Here is a 19016-nt window from a genome sequence, read left to right on the forward strand (position 1 = left end):
CATGCCCACCCACACCCGCGACCGCGCCAGCGCCAGCCCGCTGTTCGTCCCCCGCAAAAGCGACCGCCGCACCGCCCGCGCCGCACGTGACCAGTTCGTCACCGCCCGCGATCAAGCCCGCCATGCCGCGCGTCCCCAAGCCCGCCGTGCCGAACCCGGCATCGACCCCGAGCTGCGGGCCACCTACCCAGCCGCCGGCCGACCCGGCCCGCACTCCGCCCGCGGCGGCCGCCTCAAGCTCCCCGCCCACCGCATGACGACCGCCACCGCATCCGGCGCCTACCCCTTCCTCGCCGAGGGTGGCCTCGGCGCCCAAGGGATCTACATCGGACGCGATGTCCATGCCGAGGCGGCATTCACGTACGACCCGTTCGCGCTGTACGGGCGTCTCGACGGATTCACGAATCCGAACATCTTGCTTGCCGGGATCATCGGCATGGGTAAGTCCGCCCTGGCCAAGTCCCTCGCTCTGCGGGCTGTGGCCTTCGGCTACCGGATCTACGTCCCCTGCGATCCCAAGGGCGAGTGGACCGTTGTCGCCCAGGAGCTGGGTGGCCAGACCATCGCCCTCGGCCCCGGCCTGCCCGGACGGCTCAACCCTCTGGATGCGCCTGCCAGGCCGCACGGCGTCGGTGAGGAGGACTGGGCCAATGAGGTCCGCAAGCGGCGCCTTCTTCTTCTTGGTTCACTCGCGAAGACGGTCCTGCGGCGGGATCTGCACCCGATGGAGCACACCGCTCTCGACGTCGCCCTCGATCAGGCCGTCGCGCATGCTGAGGCGAACGGCACCACCCCGCTACTGGGCGACGTCGCGCACGTACTCGGCTCCCCCGACCGGCTCGACTCCGCGCTCGGCGAGCTGTCCGGCCGCCTCGGACACGCAGCCGAAGACCTCGCCCACGCACTGCGCAGGCTCGTCCACGGTGACCTGGCCGGAATGTTCGACGCCCCCAGCACCGTGTCCTTCGACCCCAGCGCGCCGATGCTGTCCATCGACCTCTCGCGGCTGGGCGGGGCCGGCGACGACACCGCGCTCGTCCTGGCCATGACCTGCGCCTCGGCATGGATGGAGTCCGCGCTCGCCGACCCCACCGGCGGGCGGCGCTGGGTGATCTACGACGAGGCATGGCGCGTCATGCGGCACGTCGCCCTGCTGGAGCGCATGCAAAGCCAATGGAAGCTCTCACGTGGTCTTGGCATCGCCAACCTCATGGTGATCCACCGCCTGAGCGATCTGCTGACCGCAGGCGATGCCGGCTCCCGGGGCCGGGCACTGGCCGAGGGTCTGCTCACCGACTGCTCGACCCGCATCATCTACCGCCAGGAAGCCGACCAACTCACCTCCGCCGCAGCGCTACTGGGACTGACCGGCGTGGAAACGCAGGCCGTGGCCGCCCTCACCAAGGGCCGGGGCCTGTGGAAAGTCGCAGGCAGGTCGTTCATTACTCAACATCTCCTCCATCCGCGCGAACGCGAGTTGTTCGACACAGACGCCCGGATGTCCGCCTGAGCGCATCCGCTGGCCGGGCTCACGCCGCGGAGGGAGTCGAAGCCGCACTTCGGCTCCGACCATGACATACACGCCCGCACCGTAGAGCGCTGGAGGATCAGAGGGAGCGGTGCAGATCATCACCATGTGGAGATGCCGCTGTCCAAGTGCTTCGTCACCAAATTGTCCACCGTCATGGCGCTCTCCGCCGCCGCTGCCGGCCCTCCCTCGATGGCACTCAACGCTCACCCGCAGTGGATTAGCGCGCCCGCGGCACGGAGAACGAGGCCAAGGGGGGCAGGCCCCCGTCGCCGATCGGGGTGATCCGGCGACGGAGAATCTGCTGCCCCAGTTGTTCCCGGGTGGTGGTCCGGGAACCGGATCGCCGGGCGCGGGCAGGTAGGGCTGAAGACAGCCCATCCCCTTGGACATCTCGATCAGCACCCCGCGGGCGGCCTCTTACTTGAACGACTAATTGAGATGGGAGAAGGCAAGGGAGCGACCTTCACGCCCGCCGTTAGGGAGACGTGAGCCGTCAACACAGATCGCTGGAGGTGGGCCTTGCCAAGCCCACCTCCAGCGGCACGATCGGCTCAGTAGTGGGATTCGACCCACCAGACGATCAGACCGACAAGGCTGGTCCCCGCTGCGTATGACGCTCCACGCAGCGTGTTCAGCGCCACGATGTCTCGATGGCGGTAGAACCACCGAGCCGTGCGCGTGCTCCAGTATCGAGGGCCCCTCGCCTGAGCGCCAGGGTCATTGAGATTCACGTTGGGTCAATTCCTTTCGAGGCATATTGCGATGAGTTGTTGGGATCCCAACGCGCCTGCTATGACGCTGTGTTGATTACACAACAGCGAGAGTTAGGGCCGCATTACATCTGAGGAGGAATAGAGGGTAACGATCCAGCCTCAGTATGACTGCGTTGTGATAACGTACATTGACTTTCAACCTTGGCGATCGGCCGCGCTCGGTCTCCCATCCGGACGTGTACGCGGTGGGCGACGCGGCGGCGATCCGTCAGGGCTACGGCGTGATGCACGGGACCTGCCAGGGCGGCATGCCCACCGGCGTGCACGCGGCCCTCTCGATCCTGCGGGTACTGGCCGGCAAGGAGCCCAGGCCCTTCCGCTTCGGCTACTACCACACACCCGTCAGCCTGGGCAGGAACGACGCCGTCGTGCAGTTCACCCACCCCGACGACAGCCCGCGCCGGATCGTGCTGACCGGCAAGCGGGCCGCGAAGTACAAGGAGACGGTCACCGCCGCGCCGTGGCCGACCTTCGCCCGCATGAAGAAGGTGCCCGACGCTTCTCGGCAGCTGTGGCTCCGGCAGAGCCCACTCTGCATTTGACGGATCACCCCGCCTCACACGGACCCGAACGACAGGGCGGCGGCTCGGTCACCGGTTCCGTCGGACACGGTCCAGGTGTGCTGTCCGGTGGGCCGGATTGCGGGCCCAGTGAGGGGTCGTTCGGTCCGGTATGGGGCGGGGCGATCTGCCTGATCGAGAGTGGGCTCGGCTAAAAAGGGTCTGGACGGTGTTCGCCAAGATCTTCGGAGAACGCGAAAAATGGAAGCAGTGTCGGCCTCCCCGAGCTTTTGTCAGTCTTTTGGTGAAGTTGCTGCCCTGTACGACCGCTACCGCCCGCGGTATGCGGAGGCGGCTCTGAAGTGGGCGCTGGGCACGGATTCCCTGCACGTAGCTGACCTGGCGGCGGGGACGGGCATCGTCACACGCCAGCTGGTGGAACTCGGCCACCACTGCACTGCGGTGGAACCGGACTCGCAGATGCGGGCGTATTTTCGGCAAGCAACGACTGGGGTACAGATCCTTCCGGGGAGTGGCGAGGACATTCCCTTGCAGGACAGCAGCGTGGACGCTGTCGTTGTGGGCGAGGCCTACCACTGGTTCGACACCGGCCGGGCACACCCTGAGATCGCCCGCGTGCTCAAGCCCGGCGGAGCTGTCGTACTCATGTGGAACGTCAAAGATGAGGGAGAACCATGGGTGGCTGCGCTGACAGCCATCCTCAGCCGCTATGACGGTACAGAAAAGGGCGAGGTCAGTGATCCCGTCCTGGAGCCGATGTTCATGCCGGCCGTCCGGAGGCTTTTCCCGCACGCCGTGACGCGCACACTGGCCGCACTCATCAACTTCTACCGGACGCACTCGTACTACATCACGGCGAAGGCTTCCCAGCAGGTTGCTTTGGAACGGGAGATCGAGCGGCTGATCCGCAGCCGGGTCTGCAGGGAAGAGCATGCCAGCTTTGAGATGCCCTACCACACCTTGGTTTACCGCGCTCACCTGTCGTAAACCGTGCTGGGCAGTGTCCGACGGGTCCGGTGACCAAGCCGCGGCCCTGTCGTTCGGGTCCGTGTGAGGCGGGGTGATCCGTCAAAGGCAGAGTGGGCTCTGCCGGAGCCACAGCTGCCGAGAAGCGTAGGGCGGGACGGACGTCGGAAGAGCCATCGCAGGGTGATCAACGGCATCTTCTTCCGCCAGAGGACCGGCACGTGCGCTGTTCCGGGGTGCGTCGCAGCGCCCACCAGTGTTGGCTCTTCCCTCTGGTGTTTGCAGGGGTTCCGGTCGGGCCTAGTTTCCCCCGTGGCCCTGGTGATCGGCTAACAGCTCATCGGGCTTGCCCGCGCTTCACCTGATCTACAAGGTGGTTTTAGGCCCCGGGTTAGGAGGCTGTGCGGGGGAGGGCACCGGTCCAGGGGTCCTGGAAGTCGGCTGCGGTGAGGGTTATGCCGGTCAGGTCGCGTACGGCGAGGATGAGGCAGCCTCCGGGCTCTTCGGTGTCGGCTTCGCCGGTGGGTTCGCAGGCGTCGGAGGCATCGAAGCCGGCCACAGTGAGGGAGCCGATGATGGGGTGGGTGGTGTCTACGCTGCTGGAGGGGCCGCCGAAGTAGCCGCCGGACAGTTCGAGGCGGCCAAGGATGGCGCCGTCGTGGGCGATGGTGGTCGTATCCGTGTCGGGGTCGCGGTAGGCGCTGATGGCGGTGCGGCCATCGGTGGCGAGGGCGCGCTTCCTCGACCTTCCCGCCCCACGGATCACCGAATGGGCTCCCCAGTCGGATACGCCGCCGCCATGTTGCTGGCCTACTCGCTGCTCGCCCCTGGATTCGCAGACCGCGTCCGCGAGACCTTCCCGGTCCTGACGTCGGAGCCTGGACGCATCGCACAGCTCGTCGTTGTCACGGAGTTGATGCAGTCTGCGTCGCGCGGAGACTCCCTGGAGCTTGTCCCTCTTCGTAGCCTCGCTGCTGAGCTGGCCTGAATTCCGTATATGAAGACGAGGTGTTGGGCGGCTCGGTGTACCTAGCCCACACAAGAAGGGCCGCGCTGCCGTCCGGAACGAGCGCGGAACCGCAGGTCAGCAGTCCGCCATGGGTGAGCGATGCGTGAGTGGACGGCGCGACAGAGGCCGTCCGGCGCTGGACATGGTGTCAGGGAGAACGTCCCGGACCAGGCAAAACCGGGCTGCGGTGGACCAAGCAGAAGCGTCGGCCATGAAATCGCCGGGACTTCAGCTGCCTCGGAGGCGTTGATCACTCATAGAGCGAATCGACGATGTCGAAGAGGTTCAGTGCGTTGCCTCGCTCGTCGAGGGCGTGGCGGCCGGGGTCGAGGAAGTACAGGTGCTCTGGCTGTCCGGAGGGGTTGACGTTGATCAGGCGTTCCAGCGGGTACATGCCGAGCAGGTTCCCAGGGCTGGTCTGGCGGCCGATCTTTTTGATGCGGTCGAGGAGACGGTCGGTCTGGTGGAGGATCTTCCACTCCGGATAGTTCTCAACCAGGATTCCGAGGTTCGGTCCGCTGTCCTCGTGTACGGCGGCTGCGCGTAGTTCCTCGACGACGTAGCTAGCGGTACCGAGCGCTTCCAGGTCCCGGGGCGGTTGGACTTCCAGCAGCAGCTTCCAGACCGGGTCGCCGGTGGCGGCCAACTCGTCCAGGAGGTCTTCCAGCCGGGGCAAGGTATTCCTGGCGACGGCCTCGCGTATGCAGGCGCCGACCGCGCCCAGGGGGTCGGATTCGCGCAGCGTAATGTCGCCGCGGAGGACGCCCGCGAGTTCGGCGAGCAGGCGGTCCCGGAAAAACGCGGCCATACGGGCGTGTCGCACATCGACGAGGTGGAACCACTCCAAGGCCAGGTCGGGGCTTGCCATACCGTGGCTGAAGGCGTCCAGCAGGTAGAGGTAGTACTGGACGCGCGGAATGTCGATCGTGATGGTCAGGGGTGCTGTGGGCGGAAGGGCGGAGGTCACATCGGCGACGACCCGGCTCTGCCGCAGGACGGACTCGTACTCGTACAGCGAGAGGTCCTGATCTGCCCACAGGTGGGTGAGGCGGTGGGACAGGGGCTTCCGTCTGGCCGACAGGAGGTTGGGTTCCCCGCCGGAGGCGTCGATGAACCGCATGGCCCGCCCGCTGAACAAGCAGGGGCCCGTCAGCAGGTTGATCTGGTTGAGGCTACTGGTACCGCCGCCGGGTACCGCCGTGACGCCTTGGAAGTGGAGGAAGTGGTGCCGCCGTCGGCCGAAGTGAGCCTGGGAGAAGACGACGATGTTCTCCTCGTTCCCCACCTGGAGGCAGAGCGCGCCGCCGCTGTCTGCCGGATGGCTGTTGCCGAGGAGCGTGGCCACGCGCGCGAGCTTGCGCCCAGCGCGCGCCGACGCGTGGCGGAGCCTCTCCTCCTGCCGGTTCTGCTTCTCTTGCCGGTGTCCCGTGCCGACGCCTGCCGTGGTGAGGAGGGGGACGAAGTGCGCACCCGCGACACCGGGAAGGGAGTGTAGTCCGCCTCCCGCGCTGAGCCGGCTCAACTGGACGTGTGGGTAAGGGGCGTTCCGGTGGTGGTGGACGGTGGCGATGTGCGTATCAGCGGTACCTTTGCTCGCTGTGCGGTCCGTGCGGGTGCCGCGTCGTTCAGCCCGGTGCATGACGGTGCCTCCCATGCGATGCTCAGCACAGCGATCTTTGCTCGCGAGAATCGCCGCATGCTTCGGTAACGGAGGAGACTGGACGTCTCCCTGCCCCGGAGGCGGGTGACGGCCGTGAACAGTGACGGTCGCCAGGTCTTGAGTGCTGTGCTGAAGGCGTTCACGCGACGCCGGATGGTTTGCAGTCCTTGATCAGGTAAGCCCTTGGCGTGGCGCGCCGCAATTTTGTTCGTATGTGTACGCGGCTATTCGAGTGATCTCTGGGGCGGCCCGATCGAGGGCAAGGAGCGTCGGAGAGCGTGCCCGCAGGTGCTGTGGTACGCGTAGCGCGGAGCGCCGAGAACGCCGCTCAGGACAGCGTGAGAGGACATCAGATCCTCCCATGCCTGCCCAACTCCTCCCCGGGCAGCTGTATGCAGCTGCGCCCCCGTTGGCGACGAGCTGGCCACAAGAGGAATTCAGTCGGCAGCGCCCCGGGGCCGGGGCGCGACCCGGCGAGAGCGTTTCAGGGAGGCGGAGCAGTCGCGGCGGTCTGGGGTGAAGGCAGCTGGAGGGCGGTGGCCGTCTGCCGGCACATGTCGTCAAGGAGGGCAGCGTAGTCGCGTTCCTCCGTGGGTGCCTGATGCATGAGGTCGTCCAGGCTGGCGCGTACCGAGGCCAGCTCGGGAGAGTTGCCGCCTTCGTCCGTGTACAGCGCAAGGACGCGGCGGGCGCCGTCCATCAGCCGGTAGAGGGCGTAGTAGGGGGGCTCCTGCAGGAGCCGGCGGGCGCTGCTGAGGAAGTAGGCGGCCAGCAGAGCCAACTCTTCCTGGGCCTGATGGCTGTGGTCATCCGGGGTGCGGGGGGTGCCAGGATTCATGGCAGACCACCTCCTGTCGTGCGCGGCGAGGGGAAGGCCGGAGGGGCTGGGCAGGTCGGCCGACGGGGACCAGCAGGACGGGTTCGAGGTGGCTGGGCAGGTCCAGGAGCATCTGGACGGGTTCGGGCAAAAAGCTGCTCACCGGGCAGCCTCCCAGGCCCTGCGCGTGTGCGGCGAGCAGGAAGTTCTCCACCGCCATGGCCACGCACAGGGAGCCGGCGTCGCGCAGGTGGGGGTCGCCCGTCATCCGCGCCCGATCGATGCAGGCGACCAGGACGAGCGGGGGCAGACCGATGATCCCGGGCGCGAAGGCTCGGATGCGCCGCACCCGTTTCGGTTCGCGCACGGCCAGAAAAGCCCATGCCTGTTTGTTGGACGCCGATGGAGCCGCCAGCATCGCCTCCAACAGGGATTCGAGCACCTCGTCGCCAACCGGTTCGGTGGTATACGAGCGCACGGCCCCGCGCGTGCGGATGACTGCCAGGGCCTCCCCGCAGGAGACAGGGGCAGGCTGTGCCTGCGTATCCGGTTCCGGTTGCCGTTCGCCCACTGCTACCCCTTGCGTGCGCTCAGGAGTAGGTTCACCGGCTCGTCGCCACCGTCCCCGTCGGCCAGGCCCTGCAGCGGCTCCCGGACAACGTCGGCGAACCCCGAGGAGAGAAGGACGTCCTCAAGCGTTCTGCAGGCCCAGTAGTGCACGTGCAATGCGGTCGGGGGGAGTGTGGGTACGGAGATCGTGTACGTGTCCGCGTCCCGGATGTGCATGGGGCGGTGCACAAGAAAGCCATTCGCCAGCGGGATGTCCGTGGGCCTCTGCGGATTGCCCACCAGTGCGAGAAGTCGGCCCGAGGGGGCGAGGTTGGCGCAGATGCGCTCACACATCCGCGCTAGGGTGCGACGGTTGTCAGCGTAGTGGAGAACCGCGACGGCGACCGCTGCCGAAAACTCGCCCAGAACCGGCAGAGTGGCAAAGTCGTGCACCTCGTAACGCACCCCCACGGGCTCCCGTTCCTCCGCGCGCCGCGCCTCGGCGACCATCGGCGCAGACACGTCCACCTCCACGACCTGGGATGCTCCCTGTCGTCTCAGCATCCGCGTGTACTCACCGGAGCCGCACCCGACGTCCAGCACGCACGCGCCCTCGACCGGTCCCAGCGCCCGCAGCAACGAAGGCATCTCCACCCGCTTCCGGTAGGGGCCCATCACGCGCTCGATATCGGCATCCCGCACCGCGATCGCGTCGTATTGCTGAACCAATGGGCCTCCCGCCGTCTACAGGACGTCGCATCCGTCCCCGCCCGCAGCCGTTCACACACCGACCCGTGGCCGATCTGCCTCAGATGGCGCCCCCATCGGTCCTTGGGGTCGCGTGCAGTCCGGCCTCGCCCAAGCGCCGGGGCCGGGGCAAGCTCTCGTTGTCGTCGACTTCCTGGACTACACCGCCATTGAGCCCCAACACCACCGGCTGCCGGAGCGTGTGTGCGGATCTTCCCGTGGGCCTGGTCGACGTCATGGGGTGGCGTGGGGTGAGGAAGGGGCTTTCGAGGGGGTGAGGAAGTCGAGGGCGTCGAGGGGCTGGTCGGTGAAGTATGCGGCGATGAGCCTGGCGTACTCCTCGCCGCGTTCGAGGTGGGCGAGGTGGTCGGTTGCGCGGATGAGGGTGAACCGGCAGTCCTCGATCGTCGCGGCGACTTCGCGGCTGAGGGCTGGTGGAACGAAAGCGGCGTGTTCGCCGGTGAAGCAAAGGCCCCGCACGCCGCTGATGCCGCCGGGTGGCAGACCGAGGCCGCCTCGTCGTCCGCCCACTGAATTTCTGTAGAGCGTCCGATGCGCACCACATATCGGAGACCATTCCAAACAGAGCCCCTCCGTGGACCGCTTCATGCTCCGAAGCCAACCAAGCGGAATCTACGAAGGAATTTGACACAGTGTCCGAGCGTGAATACGTGACCGGCACGCCCTTTTGACCTGACATGCCGGTCAGATCCAAGATTTATTTCGGCACGGAATAGGGGCAAGGGGCTTCTCGCCGCCTGCGGCGTTGAAAGGCGGACCAGCCTCTACTTCCCTTCACTCGCTCGGGTTATGAATGCCTGTCGAATCCCCGGCGAGCCCGGCACGGGGCGCATCCTTTGAGCGTCGCACCACATTGAGAGCAAGGAGAGGTATATGGCAGCGGTGAGTCTGTGGGATTTGGCCGAAAGCGCGCGGGCGAGAGTGAAGGAGGAGGCTTCGAAGCGTCCGGGTGTGGTTCAGGAGCTGATGCTCCTCTTGGGCGAGTGCCCGAGCGGCCCGACGACGAACATGGAGGAGGTGACGCATTGGAAGATCGTCTTCAATGACTTCCCCGCACCTACCGACAACGAAAGCCCGGAGGAGGTGGAACTGTGGTCGTATGAGGCCGACGGTGACACGAGCACGGGAGAGATCAACGATATTGAGGTTCACCAGGAAGAGTTCCTGGGGAACTCGGCGATCCATGGCACCGTCACGATGACGCCTGAGGAGGCCTTCAAGATCCTCTGCCAGTACCGGCAGAAGGAAGAGCCGTTCCAGTGGGTCTCCCTCCGGCTGCCGCCCAGCTCGGGGCATGTGGGCTACAACTTTCTGTACGACCCACTGGGGAACAAGGGATGGGCCGTCAACATCGATAACCGCAAGGTGATCAACTGGTAATAAAGGCCTGATTTGCAGCGGGAAGGAAAGAGGTCCCAAGGGCGGGGCCCGGCCTCATTCGAGCAAGGCGCCCCGCCCCTAGGAGGTGTCCGGCGGATCATGTGACTTTCCGACCGGTCGCTCGTTGGTTGGGTCGGGGGGATCTGACGAATCGCGAGTGGTCTCTGCTGGAGCCGCATCTGCCTCCGCCGGGTGGCGGGGCGGCCGGTGGAACGACCCCCGCACCGTGATCAATGGGATCCCGTTCCGGATCCGGACCGGTGTTCCGTGGCGTGACCTGCCGGAACGTTACGGGCCGTGGAAGACCGTCTATGAGCGGCATCGCCGCTGGTCGGCGGACGGCACCTGGGACCGGATTTTGCAGTCGGTCCAGGCCGACGCCGACCTCGCGGGCCGGATCGACTGGTCGATGGTCGGAGTCGACTCGACGTCCTGCCGGGCCCACCAGCACGCGGCCGGCGCCCGCAAAGCCAAGCCGCGGGTCCCGAAAAAAGAACGACGCCCCGGCACCACGGCCCCGACGAGGGACTCGGACGGTCCCGGGGCGGCCTGACGTGCAAGATCCACCTCGCGGGCGAAGGCGGCTGCCGCCCCATGGCCCTTCTGCTCACGCCGGGCCAGTGGGGCGACGCCCCGCAGATGGTCGAGGTCCTGGACCGGATCCGGGCCCCCAGGCCGCTGGGCGGACGGCCCCGGACCCGGCCCGAGCACGTCAGCGGCGACAAGGCATACAGCTCCCGCCGAAACCGCCGCTACCTGCGAAGACGCCACATCCGGCACACGATCCCGGAACCGAGGGACCAACGGGCCAACCGGCGACGCAAAGGCAGAAAAGGCGGCAGGTCCGCCAGCTTCGGCCGCGACCGCTAAGGAATTGACCCCTCCGCCATCCGCCCTCCCAAGCATCAGGAATCCGTCCCATGCGTCTGCAGACCACCATCCGCCGTGCCGCACGTTCGGCTCGTCCAGCTCTACATCGACGCCGCGAAGGCCAACGCCGCCCATAGCCACATCCCTTTGGCCACAGGCCCGTTCAGCGTCCTGGATGAGACTCGCCGCACGAGTGCTGCACGCCAGGTGACCGCTCGTGATCGCGCTGGGACCCGTCATGGCTGAAGCCGATCGCGCCGGCGCGGCGCCGGTCGATGTGCATGGGCACGACCGTCGGCCTCACTCGCGCTAGCGCATTTTTCCGGCATCACCAAACCCGTCTTTGGGCCGCATCCTCGTCGTCCGCACGGCCCCAACCCCTGCGAGGTGCACTTCTCGTGGCGGAAACACGTCCGCACATCACCGTCAGCCACCACGGCCGCTTCGGCGTCGTGGCAGCGGCTTCGCACGAACACCACATCGCCGACCACATGCTGCGGCGGGTCGGCTTCGAGCGGCTGCCCGGCAGCAACCTCTACGCCCTCACCGAACCGAACCGCGACCCAACCCGCCGAGGACAGCAGGCAGTCCAGTCCCTGCGGGCCGCGCAGTACCACGTCACCTCCGACGCTGCGTACGAGCTCAACCCCCACACCCCGCTCACCCCCCACCAGAGTCTTGGCCGACTGGAGAATCGTTCCGCCGCGCAGGTGCACAGCGCCGGGCAGGCGGCCTTCGCTTCCGCCCGCGCGCTCGACGCGGACATACGGGCTGCTCAGATCGTGGTGCACGACCAGGTCCGTGACCGTGAGGGAACGCTGCGCGCAGTCGGCACGGACGTACGTACCCGCGAGGGACTGCTGCTCCACGGCGAAGGCGATCGGCGTTACGTCGAGGCCCGGCTGGAGCACACCGGCCGCGCGTTCGACGCCTTCTACTCGATGCCCGGCAACGAGCGTCGGGACCCGAGGTCGTCGATGATGCAGCGCCGCGCTCAGGCCGCCACCGCCATCTCCCCAGCCCGCGCCGGGGTCGCCCTGCCGCAGCAGCCAGCCGCCACCGTCACCTTCCGCCCGGCTACCCCCACCCAGCAGCCGGCCCGCGCCCGCTGACGCCCCAGCCTCGAAGGAGCCTTCGCGATGAACCTCCCCAACAACCCCGACGTCGCCTTCGGAGTCCACCCCGATCTCAGTGTGGCCGCCGCGGTAGCGGATGACCGGCCGCACCTGGACGAGATCCTGCGCAAGCACCACTTCCGCTACAGCAAGGACCTGGACGTCTACCTCCTGCCGGAGGGCACACCACACAACACCGCGGTCCGGACCGTGGCCGCCGCCACCCGCGTGTTCCAGCGCTCCGGTCATACCGTCGCTGCCGATCCCCGCATCCTGCTACCGCCCCCCGTCCCCACACCAGACGGCGTGACCGCACGTACAACGCAGCCTGGGCAGTCGTTGACCGCCCTGACCGGCGAGCTGCACGAGCTGCGTCGCTCGGCCGACGTCGCCGAGGTTCTGGAGCAGATTCTCGATGAGCACCACGGTGCCGTCGGCGATCTGGAGGAGTTCGTCGACACCGCCGCCTGGTGCGAGCGACTCGATACCCCGGGCGGCCGGGAGCTGAGCCAGCACCTGCGCACGATCGCGCACCATGTCGCCTTCCTCGACGACCGGTTGGCCGACGCGCAGCTCGATCTGTCGGTCATGCCGGATGTGACACCCAAGGATGCCCCGCCGCTGGCCGACGTGCCGCTCCCGAAGCGCCACGACGTCCCCTCTGTCACACACACCGCCCGTGCCCGTGCGGCCGTGGCTTCCTCACCGAAACGCCCAGCCGACCTTGCTGCGGCCCCGGATGAAGCACCCCGCTCCCGCGACGCGCCGCCCAGCCCCCGCCGTACACGCTGACCATCCCTTCCAACCCCAGAAACACGGAAGAAGGAGTTCCTGCCATGGTCGTCAAGACGCTGTGGAGCATCGACCACGCCTGCGGACACACCACCGAGACCGACCTTGCCGACCATTCGGCCGACCGGCGTGCCGGCTACGCCCGCTGGCTCTCGGCCCGTGACTGCACGGACTGTTGGCGGGCTTCCTGGGGCGAGGAGGACGAGTCGAGGGCCGGGTGGCTGGCGAAGAAGCGGGCCGCCGGGCAGGCCGAGGCCCAGGAGTGGTCCGAGCAGTACCGCATGCCCGATCTGGAAGGCACCGACCGTGCCACCGCCTGGGGCACCTGGTGCCGCGACCGGCTCGTCTCCGCCGCCTACACCGCCCTCGTCCTCGAAGGCACCACCAGCGAAGCGGAATGGGAGGCCATCGAGGACGCGGTGAGGCACCTGACCCGCGCCAGTTGGTGGATTGACCAGCGCGACGCCGACGCCGCCGACCTGCCAGAACTGCTGGACGCCGCCACCGAGAGCAACCGGCCGAACGAAAATCCCCACTTCTAAAACGCCTCCCCCGAAAGGCCGTCCTATGTCCCGCATCACCCGATTCCCGTCCCGCTGCATCTCCTCCCTGTACGAGGTGTACGGGCGGGAAGCCGAGATCTACCGCGCCCCGACCAGCGGCGCGGTCATCGCCGACTGCCGCAACAACTGTGCCCGCCGGATCTTCCTGGCCTGCGGCTTCGAAAGGACGGCCACAGCCTTCCGTCTGCGCCTGCCCGAGGGGCTGAGCGAGGCGGAACAGAAGGCCCGCGCCACCCAGGCCGTGGTCCACCTGTTCCATGCCGGCCACTACACCGACATCGCCTCCCGCCTGGTCTGCGATTCCACGCTCGCCGCCACATGGGCCGAGATCCGCGACCGCCGCCCGGACCACCCCGGCCGGCCCATCAGCCCGACCACCGACACGCACGCGGCGACGAGCACACAGACCGCCGCGTCCCGCCGCCCGTAGACCACCTCGTTCACCAGCCTCCAGGAGCCCTCGTGATCACCAGAACAACGCGCCGCCCCGCCGTCCCTCACCGCGCCGCGCCACCTGGAACTCACCTTGTCGTCCCCACGCACCAGCACGCCCTCGACCACCACCGGTACCGACCTCCTCCTCTACCTGCTGCTCGCCGTCGCCGGGCTCGGCATGGCAGGAGGTTCACTGGCCTGGCTGTTCGGCAACCTCACCAACGCCATCGCAGGCTCCGACCCCTGGGCCGCCTACCACCCTGAAGAAACGTTTCTCCACCCGGAGCGGGTCTGGCCTCATCTGCCGCAGCCCGCCCTGATCACCGGCTGCTACGTCCTTCCCACCCTCGTCCTCACAGCCACCGCCGTCGTCGCCGCGAAGGTCTGGCTGCGCTACCGCAGCAGCCCGTCGAGGCTGGCCACCCGACGTGACCTGGAACCTCTCCTGGCGAAACAGATCGCCGCCAAGGCCATCGACCTGCGCCCCAGCCTGGAGGGAACCAAGCCCAAGGACGTCGCCCCCGACGACCGGGGCGTCCTGCTGGGCACCCTCAAGCCGGGTAAGGACGAACTCCGCTCCTCCTGGGAGGACGTGGTCCTGGCGATCATGGCCCCCCGCTCCGGCAAAACCTCCGGCCTGGCCATCCCGGCGATCCTGCGTGCCCCCGGCCCCGTGCTGCTGACCTCCAACAAGGCGGCGCGCGACGCCTACACCGCAACCATCGACGCACGCGCCGAGGTCGGGACGGTGTGGACGCTGGATCCGCAGCAGATCGCCCATGCGCCGCAGACCATGTGGTGGGACATCCTCGCCGGCGCAAGCGATCTCGCCGGAGCCCGGCGGCTCGCCGGGCACTTCGTCACCGCCTCCGTCGACGAATCCAGTGCAGGCGACTTCTGGTCCACGGCCGCCGCCAACACCCTCACCGCCTTCTTCCTGGCCGCCGCCCAAGCCCGACGCCCGATCACGGACGTCCTGGCATGGCTCGCCTCACCGGCCGACCGCACCGCGATCGATCTGCTCCAGGACGCAGGGTTCGACGCGGTCGCCGCCCAGCTCCAGGGAACCGTGGCCGGCGCCGTCGAAACCCGCGACGGCATATTCGAAACCGCCCGGCAGTACGCCAGCTGCCTCCTCGACCCCGGCATCGCCGCCTGGGTCACCCGGCCCAACAGCCTTGAAAAAGTACGGGAGTTCAAGCCGGAAGCGTTCGCGACCAGCAAGGACACCTTGTACCTGCTGTCGAAGGACGGCGGCGGCTCCGCCTCGGCGATCATCGCCGCAGCCGCCGATGCGATCATGCGCGCCGCCGTCATCCAGGCCGAACGCGACGGCGGACGTCTCGATGCTCCACTGCTGGCGATCCTGGACGAGGCCGCCAACGTCTGCAAGATCGCCGACCTGCCGGATCTGTACTCGCATCTCGGCTCCCGCGGCGTCATCCCGATGACGATCCTGCAGTCCTACCAGCAGGGCGTAAGGGTCTGGGGCCAGGCTGGCATGGACTCGCTGCTCTCCGCCGCGACGATCAAGGTGATCGGCTCGGGCATGGACGACGCCGACTTCGCCGACAAGATCTCGCGCCTCGGCGGTGAGCACGACGTGCGCACGGTCTCGGTCTCCACCGGCGAGTCGGGCAAGTCCACCTCGGTCTCGATGCGCCAGGAGCGGGTGCTGCCACTGGATGTGCTCCGAGCAATGCCCAAGGGCACCGCCGTGTTGATGGCCACCGGTATCCGCCTCGCGCTCATGGACCTCAAGCCCTGGTACAAGGGCCGCGACGCCAAGAAGTTGGGCGCCGCGTCCGCCAAGGCCACGGCCGCGATCAGCGAACGCGCTGCCGCCAAGGCGCTGCGCCAGAACGACTTCACTCCCGCGGCATGACCGGCCCCGCGCAACTCCGCACCCGGGCGAGACCGGGCGGCGCGGCCCTCGCGCCGCGCCGCCCGGTCCACTTCCTGGCCTTCGCCTTCTTCACGAGGTGCTCTCCCATGTCACACCCCGCATCGTCCTGGGCTTGCCTCAGCCAATCCGAGCGGCTGGCCGACGCTCCCGTCGTACGCCGCGGCGGCCGTTGGTGGCTCGTATCGTCCTCCGGAGCCGTTCTCGCCCCCGACCGCGCCTTCACGGGCGAACTGGACCGCTTCGCCACCGACATGGCCGCCGCCAACCGTGCCGTCGCTGATCTGCGCAGCGAACGCGACGCTTCCGGCACTCCCGTTCGTGAGGTTCGACGGTGACGCCGCTCGTCCAAGCTGAGCAGGCCGTCCTGGGTTCGGTCTTCCTGGCTCCCGGCCAGCTTGACCGCCTTTCGCCCTGGCTTCGGCCGGAGCACTTCTCCCGTCCGGCACACACCGCGATCTACGCCGCAATGCTCAAGCTCCGAGCCGACGACCACCCCGCCTCGAAGGCCCAGGACGCTGGCGGCCCCGTCCCGATGTCATGGATGACCGACACGGTCACCGAGGCCAGCAAGCACACCCGGGGCCTGACCGCCTCCTACGCGCACTCCCTGGTGGCGGCTTGTCCACGGCCGGAACACGCAGCGATCTACGGACGAATGGTGCTGGAGGGCGCCATCCACCGCAGCGTCGCCCAGCACGCCACACGACTGCACCAGACCGCCCGCGCCGACGCCATCCGCGGCGGCGCTGAGGAAACGGTGCACGACGCCCAAGTTCTGTCCGACGTGCTGGCCGATCTCGCACGCCGCTGGGGCGGCGAACCCCGGCCCGTAGCACCCCCTGCATCGGCACCACCTCCTCCTGCTCATCCGCAGGTGGTGGATGAGCAGTTGCTGGCCGATGAGGAGTTCCTCCTCGGATGCCTCAGTGCGCGTCCCCAGAAGCTGGACGAGGTCGTGGGCTGGCTCCACCCCGGCGATTTCGCCGATGCCGGCCATCAGCAGATCTACCACTCCCTGGGCGCCCTGCACCATCGCGGCGAGCCCATCGACCAGCTCACCGTCCTGTGGGAGACCCAACGCCGCGGCGCCCTGGCCGACCGAACCCTCGATGCCGAACGCGTGCTGCGGATCTGCGACCCCTCGGCGTTCGCAGGGTCGGCGGAGTACGTCGGCGAGCAGGTCGTGCGAGCCTCCCTCGTTCGGACGGCAGCCGCCTCGGCCCGCCAGGTGCGGGCACTGGCCGACGACGAATCACTGGCACCGGGGCGGCTGATCGGCTACGCCCTCCACGCACTCGGTCCGCTGGAGGAAGTCCGCCGCCGCTGGTGTATCGCCACCGGAACCCAGGCCGAGCCGCGCAACGCCGCCGACCAAACGGCCGCCGACCCGCCTGCTGCCCGCATCGAAGCGGCCCGATCCCGCAGCCGCCCTCCCCTCTCAAACGCCGCCCCTGCCGCGGCATCCACCGCGGCCTCGCATCCCGCTGTCCTCGACCGTCCTCACCGCCGGAGTCCGTCATGACCGATCACACTGGCCGCGCCGGTCTGGAGCGCGAAGGGCTGTACGCCGTTGCCCACGAGTTCGACGAGCTGCGCACCACGATCAGCGTTCCCGGGGCACCCAGCGGGCTTCCCCACCTCACGACCGCATCCAAGCAACTGGCCACCCTGGCGGGATTGACCAAGGACTTGTCGGAGGCCGTCCGGTACAGCGCGGAAAACGACTCCCCCGAGCTCGACCTCGGACTGGTCATCAACGCCTACACCTCGGCCTCGGTGCCCGCCGGGCGCGCCATGGAGAACTACACCCAGGCATACGCCCAGCTCGGATTCCTGCGCCGCTTCCCCGAAGCCCACGCCACCGCAGACCTTCGGGACGCCCAACTGGCCGCATTCTGCGTCTGCCAAGAGCGGATGATCTACGTCCGCGACGATCTGAAGGAAGCCGCCAACACGCTGCGGGGCTCGGCCGACCGCATCGACAACACGCCACCACGCATCCTGGCCGCACTGAGCCGCTCAGCCCGCCCGACGAACTCGATCTACCGGATCGCTCCAGAACCCCACGCCCCCACACCAACGCCCACCCGGCTCGCCGACACCCCCGCCCCCCGCCATGCCCGCTGACCTGACGATGCCGCCGACCTCGCCATTGATCGGAAGTCTGTGCTCCGGATACGGGGGCCTGGACCTGGGTGTCCAGGCCGCCCTGGGCGGCGGCACGCTTGCCTGGCACGCCGAGATCGATCCGGGGGCGTCCCGGATCCTGTCCCGCCACTGGCCGGCCGTGCCCAACCTCGGCGACATCACGACCGTCAACTGGGCCGACGTCCCCGGAGTGTGCGTCCTGACGGCCGGTTTCCCCTGTCAAAGACGTCTCGGTCGCCGGCCGCCGCGCCGGACTGGCTGAGGGCACCCGGTCCGGCCTGTGGCACCGCGTCGTCCGTGCCATCGACGCCCTCAACCCGTGCCTGGTGGTGATCGAGAATGTCCGAGGACTCCTGTCCTCCCCCGCCGGTTCCCCTGGCGACGTGGAACCCTGTCCGTGGTGTCTGGGAGACGGCACAGGCCAGCCTGCTGTGCGCGCACTCGGTGCCGTACTCGGCTCCCTGGCCGACCTCCGGTTCGATGCACGCTGGTGCGTGCTTCGCGCCTCCGACGTCGGCGCCCCGCACCGACGGGAACGGGTCTTCCTCGCCGCCTGGCCGTCCGGGCGGACCGCCGCTGCTCAAGACACCGACCAGCAATCTGGCGACCAACGGCGGCAGCCAGCACCCGGCGAAACGGAAGCAGGGCGGCCACGGCCCGAACCTGGCGGACGAGGTCGAGTGGCTCCTGCCCACCACCGAAGCCACCGCCGGGACCAAGGCCTCACCCAACCAACGCCACGGCAATGGGGACGTGGCCCTGTCGTCAGCAGCAGCCCAGCTCTCACGCCCGTCCGGTGTGAAACACTCGCGCACAGTGCAGGGGCAGGAGGGGACCGCGGGCCAGGGGGCGTTGGCGCGGTTCCTGCCGCTGTTCGCGACGTCGGCGGACGCGGAGACCGGGCCGGGGCCTGGGGGGCATACGCCGCCTCCATCGCCCGATGGGAGAACCTCACCCGCCCCGCGCCGCCACCGACCGATGGCGCAGGCCGTCTGAGCCCGCTGTTCGTGGAGTGGATGCAGGGTCTTGATCCCGGCTGGGTAACCGCCACCCCTGGGCTTGGGCGTTCCGCACAGATGGCCGCTCTGGGCAACGGTGTTGTGCCACAACAGGCCGCCCGAGCCCTCCAGATCCTGGCACCGCCGCTTGGAGCCTGCGGCCATTGCACCTCGCTCTGAGATGCGCCTTCTAACACCGAATTTCCGGTATCACC

Annotated in this window: 19 protein-coding genes and 3 pseudogenes; 16 read left to right on the forward strand and 6 right to left on the reverse strand. The window is 68.2% G+C overall.

Annotated features, from left to right (window positions below):
* Position 1: 1 nt before the first annotated feature.
* The 4 genes and pseudogenes from ACIRPT_RS38305 to ACIRPT_RS38320 all read left to right on the forward strand — a co-directional run.
* Positions 2 to 1510: an ATP-binding protein gene (locus tag ACIRPT_RS38305; protein WP_403836104.1), complete on the forward strand. Its 1509-nt coding sequence runs from the start codon at positions 2 to 4 to the stop codon at positions 1508 to 1510.
* 949 nt (positions 1511 to 2459) lie between these two features.
* A pseudogene (locus ACIRPT_RS38310) lies at positions 2460 to 2846 on the forward strand (FAD-dependent oxidoreductase); the annotation flags it as partial.
* Positions 2847 to 3065: 219 nt separating this feature from the next.
* Positions 3066 to 3812, forward strand: coding sequence for a class I SAM-dependent methyltransferase (locus ACIRPT_RS38315; protein WP_403836106.1), 747 nt, complete (start codon positions 3066 to 3068; stop codon positions 3810 to 3812).
* Between the two features lie 63 nt (positions 3813 to 3875).
* Positions 3876 to 4010, forward strand: a pseudogene (locus ACIRPT_RS38320) (IS5/IS1182 family transposase); the annotation flags it as partial.
* 172 nt (positions 4011 to 4182) lie between these two features.
* On the opposite strand, the gene ACIRPT_RS38325 reads toward ACIRPT_RS38320, so the two are convergent.
* From ACIRPT_RS38325 to ACIRPT_RS38350, 6 genes are all read right to left on the reverse strand, one after another.
* A complete protein-coding gene (locus ACIRPT_RS38325; RefSeq protein WP_403836108.1) occupies positions 4183 to 4557 on the reverse strand; it encodes a hypothetical protein in 375 nt (124 codons plus the stop codon).
* A gap of 493 nt (positions 4558 to 5050) precedes the next feature.
* On the reverse strand, positions 5051 to 6145 hold the full coding sequence (locus ACIRPT_RS38330) for a hypothetical protein (protein WP_403836110.1): 1095 nt from the start codon (positions 6143 to 6145) through the stop codon (positions 5051 to 5053).
* A gap of 799 nt (positions 6146 to 6944) precedes the next feature.
* Positions 6945 to 7298, reverse strand: a complete 354-nt coding sequence (locus ACIRPT_RS38335; RefSeq protein WP_403836112.1) for a DUF6092 family protein — start codon at positions 7296 to 7298, stop codon at positions 6945 to 6947.
* Positions 7267 to 7782: a nitroreductase family protein gene (locus ACIRPT_RS38340; RefSeq protein ID WP_403836250.1), complete on the reverse strand. Its 516-nt coding sequence runs from the start codon at positions 7780 to 7782 to the stop codon at positions 7267 to 7269. The genes ACIRPT_RS38335 and ACIRPT_RS38340 overlap by 32 nt, the downstream gene beginning before the upstream one ends.
* A 68-nt stretch (positions 7783 to 7850) precedes the next feature.
* On the reverse strand, positions 7851 to 8555 hold the full coding sequence (locus ACIRPT_RS38345; RefSeq protein ID WP_403836114.1) for a class I SAM-dependent methyltransferase: 705 nt from the start codon (positions 8553 to 8555) through the stop codon (positions 7851 to 7853).
* Between the two features lie 252 nt (positions 8556 to 8807).
* Positions 8808 to 9104 (reverse strand): alpha/beta fold hydrolase, encoded by a 297-nt coding sequence (locus ACIRPT_RS38350; RefSeq protein WP_403836116.1) that lies wholly within the window; start codon positions 9102 to 9104, stop codon positions 8808 to 8810.
* A 363-nt stretch (positions 9105 to 9467) separates the two neighbouring features.
* Between ACIRPT_RS38350 and ACIRPT_RS38355 the strand changes: the two genes are divergently transcribed.
* From ACIRPT_RS38355 to ACIRPT_RS38410, 12 genes and pseudogenes are all read left to right on the forward strand, one after another.
* Positions 9468 to 9974 (forward strand): hypothetical protein, encoded by a 507-nt coding sequence (locus ACIRPT_RS38355; RefSeq protein WP_403836118.1) that lies wholly within the window; start codon positions 9468 to 9470, stop codon positions 9972 to 9974.
* 128 nt (positions 9975 to 10102) lie between these two features.
* Positions 10103 to 10838, forward strand: a pseudogene (locus ACIRPT_RS38360) (IS5 family transposase); the annotation flags it as partial.
* Positions 10839 to 11242: 404 nt separating this feature from the next.
* A complete protein-coding gene (locus ACIRPT_RS38365; protein WP_403836120.1) occupies positions 11243 to 11956 on the forward strand; it encodes a hypothetical protein in 714 nt (237 codons plus the stop codon).
* Positions 11957 to 11983: 27 nt separating this feature from the next.
* A complete protein-coding gene (locus tag ACIRPT_RS38370; protein WP_403836122.1) occupies positions 11984 to 12751 on the forward strand; it encodes a hypothetical protein in 768 nt (255 codons plus the stop codon).
* A 44-nt stretch (positions 12752 to 12795) separates the two neighbouring features.
* A complete protein-coding gene (locus ACIRPT_RS38375) occupies positions 12796 to 13293 on the forward strand; it encodes a hypothetical protein (protein ID WP_403836124.1) in 498 nt (165 codons plus the stop codon).
* Positions 13294 to 13318: 25 nt separating this feature from the next.
* Complete coding sequence (locus tag ACIRPT_RS38380; RefSeq protein ID WP_403836126.1) at positions 13319 to 13744, forward strand: hypothetical protein; 426 nt, start codon at positions 13319 to 13321, stop codon at positions 13742 to 13744.
* 96 nt (positions 13745 to 13840) lie between these two features.
* The gene (locus ACIRPT_RS38385; RefSeq protein WP_403836128.1) at positions 13841 to 15634 is read left to right on the forward strand and encodes a type IV secretory system conjugative DNA transfer family protein; all 1794 of its coding nucleotides are present in this window, start codon (positions 13841 to 13843) and stop codon (positions 15632 to 15634) included.
* A 107-nt stretch (positions 15635 to 15741) separates the two neighbouring features.
* On the forward strand, positions 15742 to 15990 hold the full coding sequence (locus ACIRPT_RS38390) for a hypothetical protein (RefSeq protein WP_403836130.1): 249 nt from the start codon (positions 15742 to 15744) through the stop codon (positions 15988 to 15990).
* On the forward strand, positions 15987 to 17177 hold the full coding sequence (locus ACIRPT_RS38395) for a DnaB-like helicase N-terminal domain-containing protein (protein ID WP_403836132.1): 1191 nt from the start codon (positions 15987 to 15989) through the stop codon (positions 17175 to 17177). The genes ACIRPT_RS38390 and ACIRPT_RS38395 overlap by 4 nt, the downstream gene beginning before the upstream one ends.
* Complete coding sequence (locus ACIRPT_RS38400) at positions 17174 to 17782, forward strand: hypothetical protein (protein WP_403836134.1); 609 nt, start codon at positions 17174 to 17176, stop codon at positions 17780 to 17782. The genes ACIRPT_RS38395 and ACIRPT_RS38400 overlap by 4 nt, the downstream gene beginning before the upstream one ends.
* Positions 17772 to 18065, forward strand: a complete 294-nt coding sequence (locus ACIRPT_RS38405) for a DNA cytosine methyltransferase (RefSeq protein ID WP_403836136.1) — start codon at positions 17772 to 17774, stop codon at positions 18063 to 18065. The genes ACIRPT_RS38400 and ACIRPT_RS38405 overlap by 11 nt, the downstream gene beginning before the upstream one ends.
* Before the next feature lie 16 nt (positions 18066 to 18081).
* Complete coding sequence (locus tag ACIRPT_RS38410) at positions 18082 to 18981, forward strand: DNA cytosine methyltransferase (RefSeq protein ID WP_403836252.1); 900 nt, start codon at positions 18082 to 18084, stop codon at positions 18979 to 18981.
* Positions 18982 to 19016: the final 35 nt, after the last annotated feature.

This window comes from Streptomyces sp. NPDC101227, assembly GCF_044767545.1.
In the GTDB taxonomy this organism is placed as follows: domain Bacteria; phylum Actinomycetota; class Actinomycetes; order Streptomycetales; family Streptomycetaceae; genus Streptomyces.

Bases quoted from the DNA above. Each gene is read 5' to 3' on its own strand.
- ACIRPT_RS38375 (WP_403836124.1), top strand. From the start codon at position 12,796: ATGGTCGTCAAGACGCTGTGGAGCATCGACCACGCCTGCGGACACACC.
- ACIRPT_RS38405 (WP_403836136.1), top strand. From the start codon at position 17,772: ATGCCCGCTGACCTGACGATGCCGCCGACCTCGCCATTGATCGGAAGT.
- ACIRPT_RS38380 (WP_403836126.1), top strand. From the start codon at position 13,319: ATGTCCCGCATCACCCGATTCCCGTCCCGCTGCATCTCCTCCCTGTAC.
- ACIRPT_RS38390 (WP_403836130.1), top strand. From the start codon at position 15,742: ATGTCACACCCCGCATCGTCCTGGGCTTGCCTCAGCCAATCCGAGCGG.
- ACIRPT_RS38335 (WP_403836112.1), bottom strand. From the start codon at position 7,298: ATGAATCCTGGCACCCCCCGCACCCCGGATGACCACAGCCATCAGGCC.
- ACIRPT_RS38305 (WP_403836104.1), top strand. From the start codon at position 2: ATGCCCACCCACACCCGCGACCGCGCCAGCGCCAGCCCGCTGTTCGTC.
- ACIRPT_RS38355 (WP_403836118.1), top strand. From the start codon at position 9,468: ATGGCAGCGGTGAGTCTGTGGGATTTGGCCGAAAGCGCGCGGGCGAGA.
- ACIRPT_RS38400 (WP_403836134.1), top strand. From the start codon at position 17,174: ATGACCGATCACACTGGCCGCGCCGGTCTGGAGCGCGAAGGGCTGTAC.
- ACIRPT_RS38315 (WP_403836106.1), top strand. From the start codon at position 3,066: ATGGAAGCAGTGTCGGCCTCCCCGAGCTTTTGTCAGTCTTTTGGTGAA.
- ACIRPT_RS38370 (WP_403836122.1), top strand. From the start codon at position 11,984: ATGAACCTCCCCAACAACCCCGACGTCGCCTTCGGAGTCCACCCCGAT.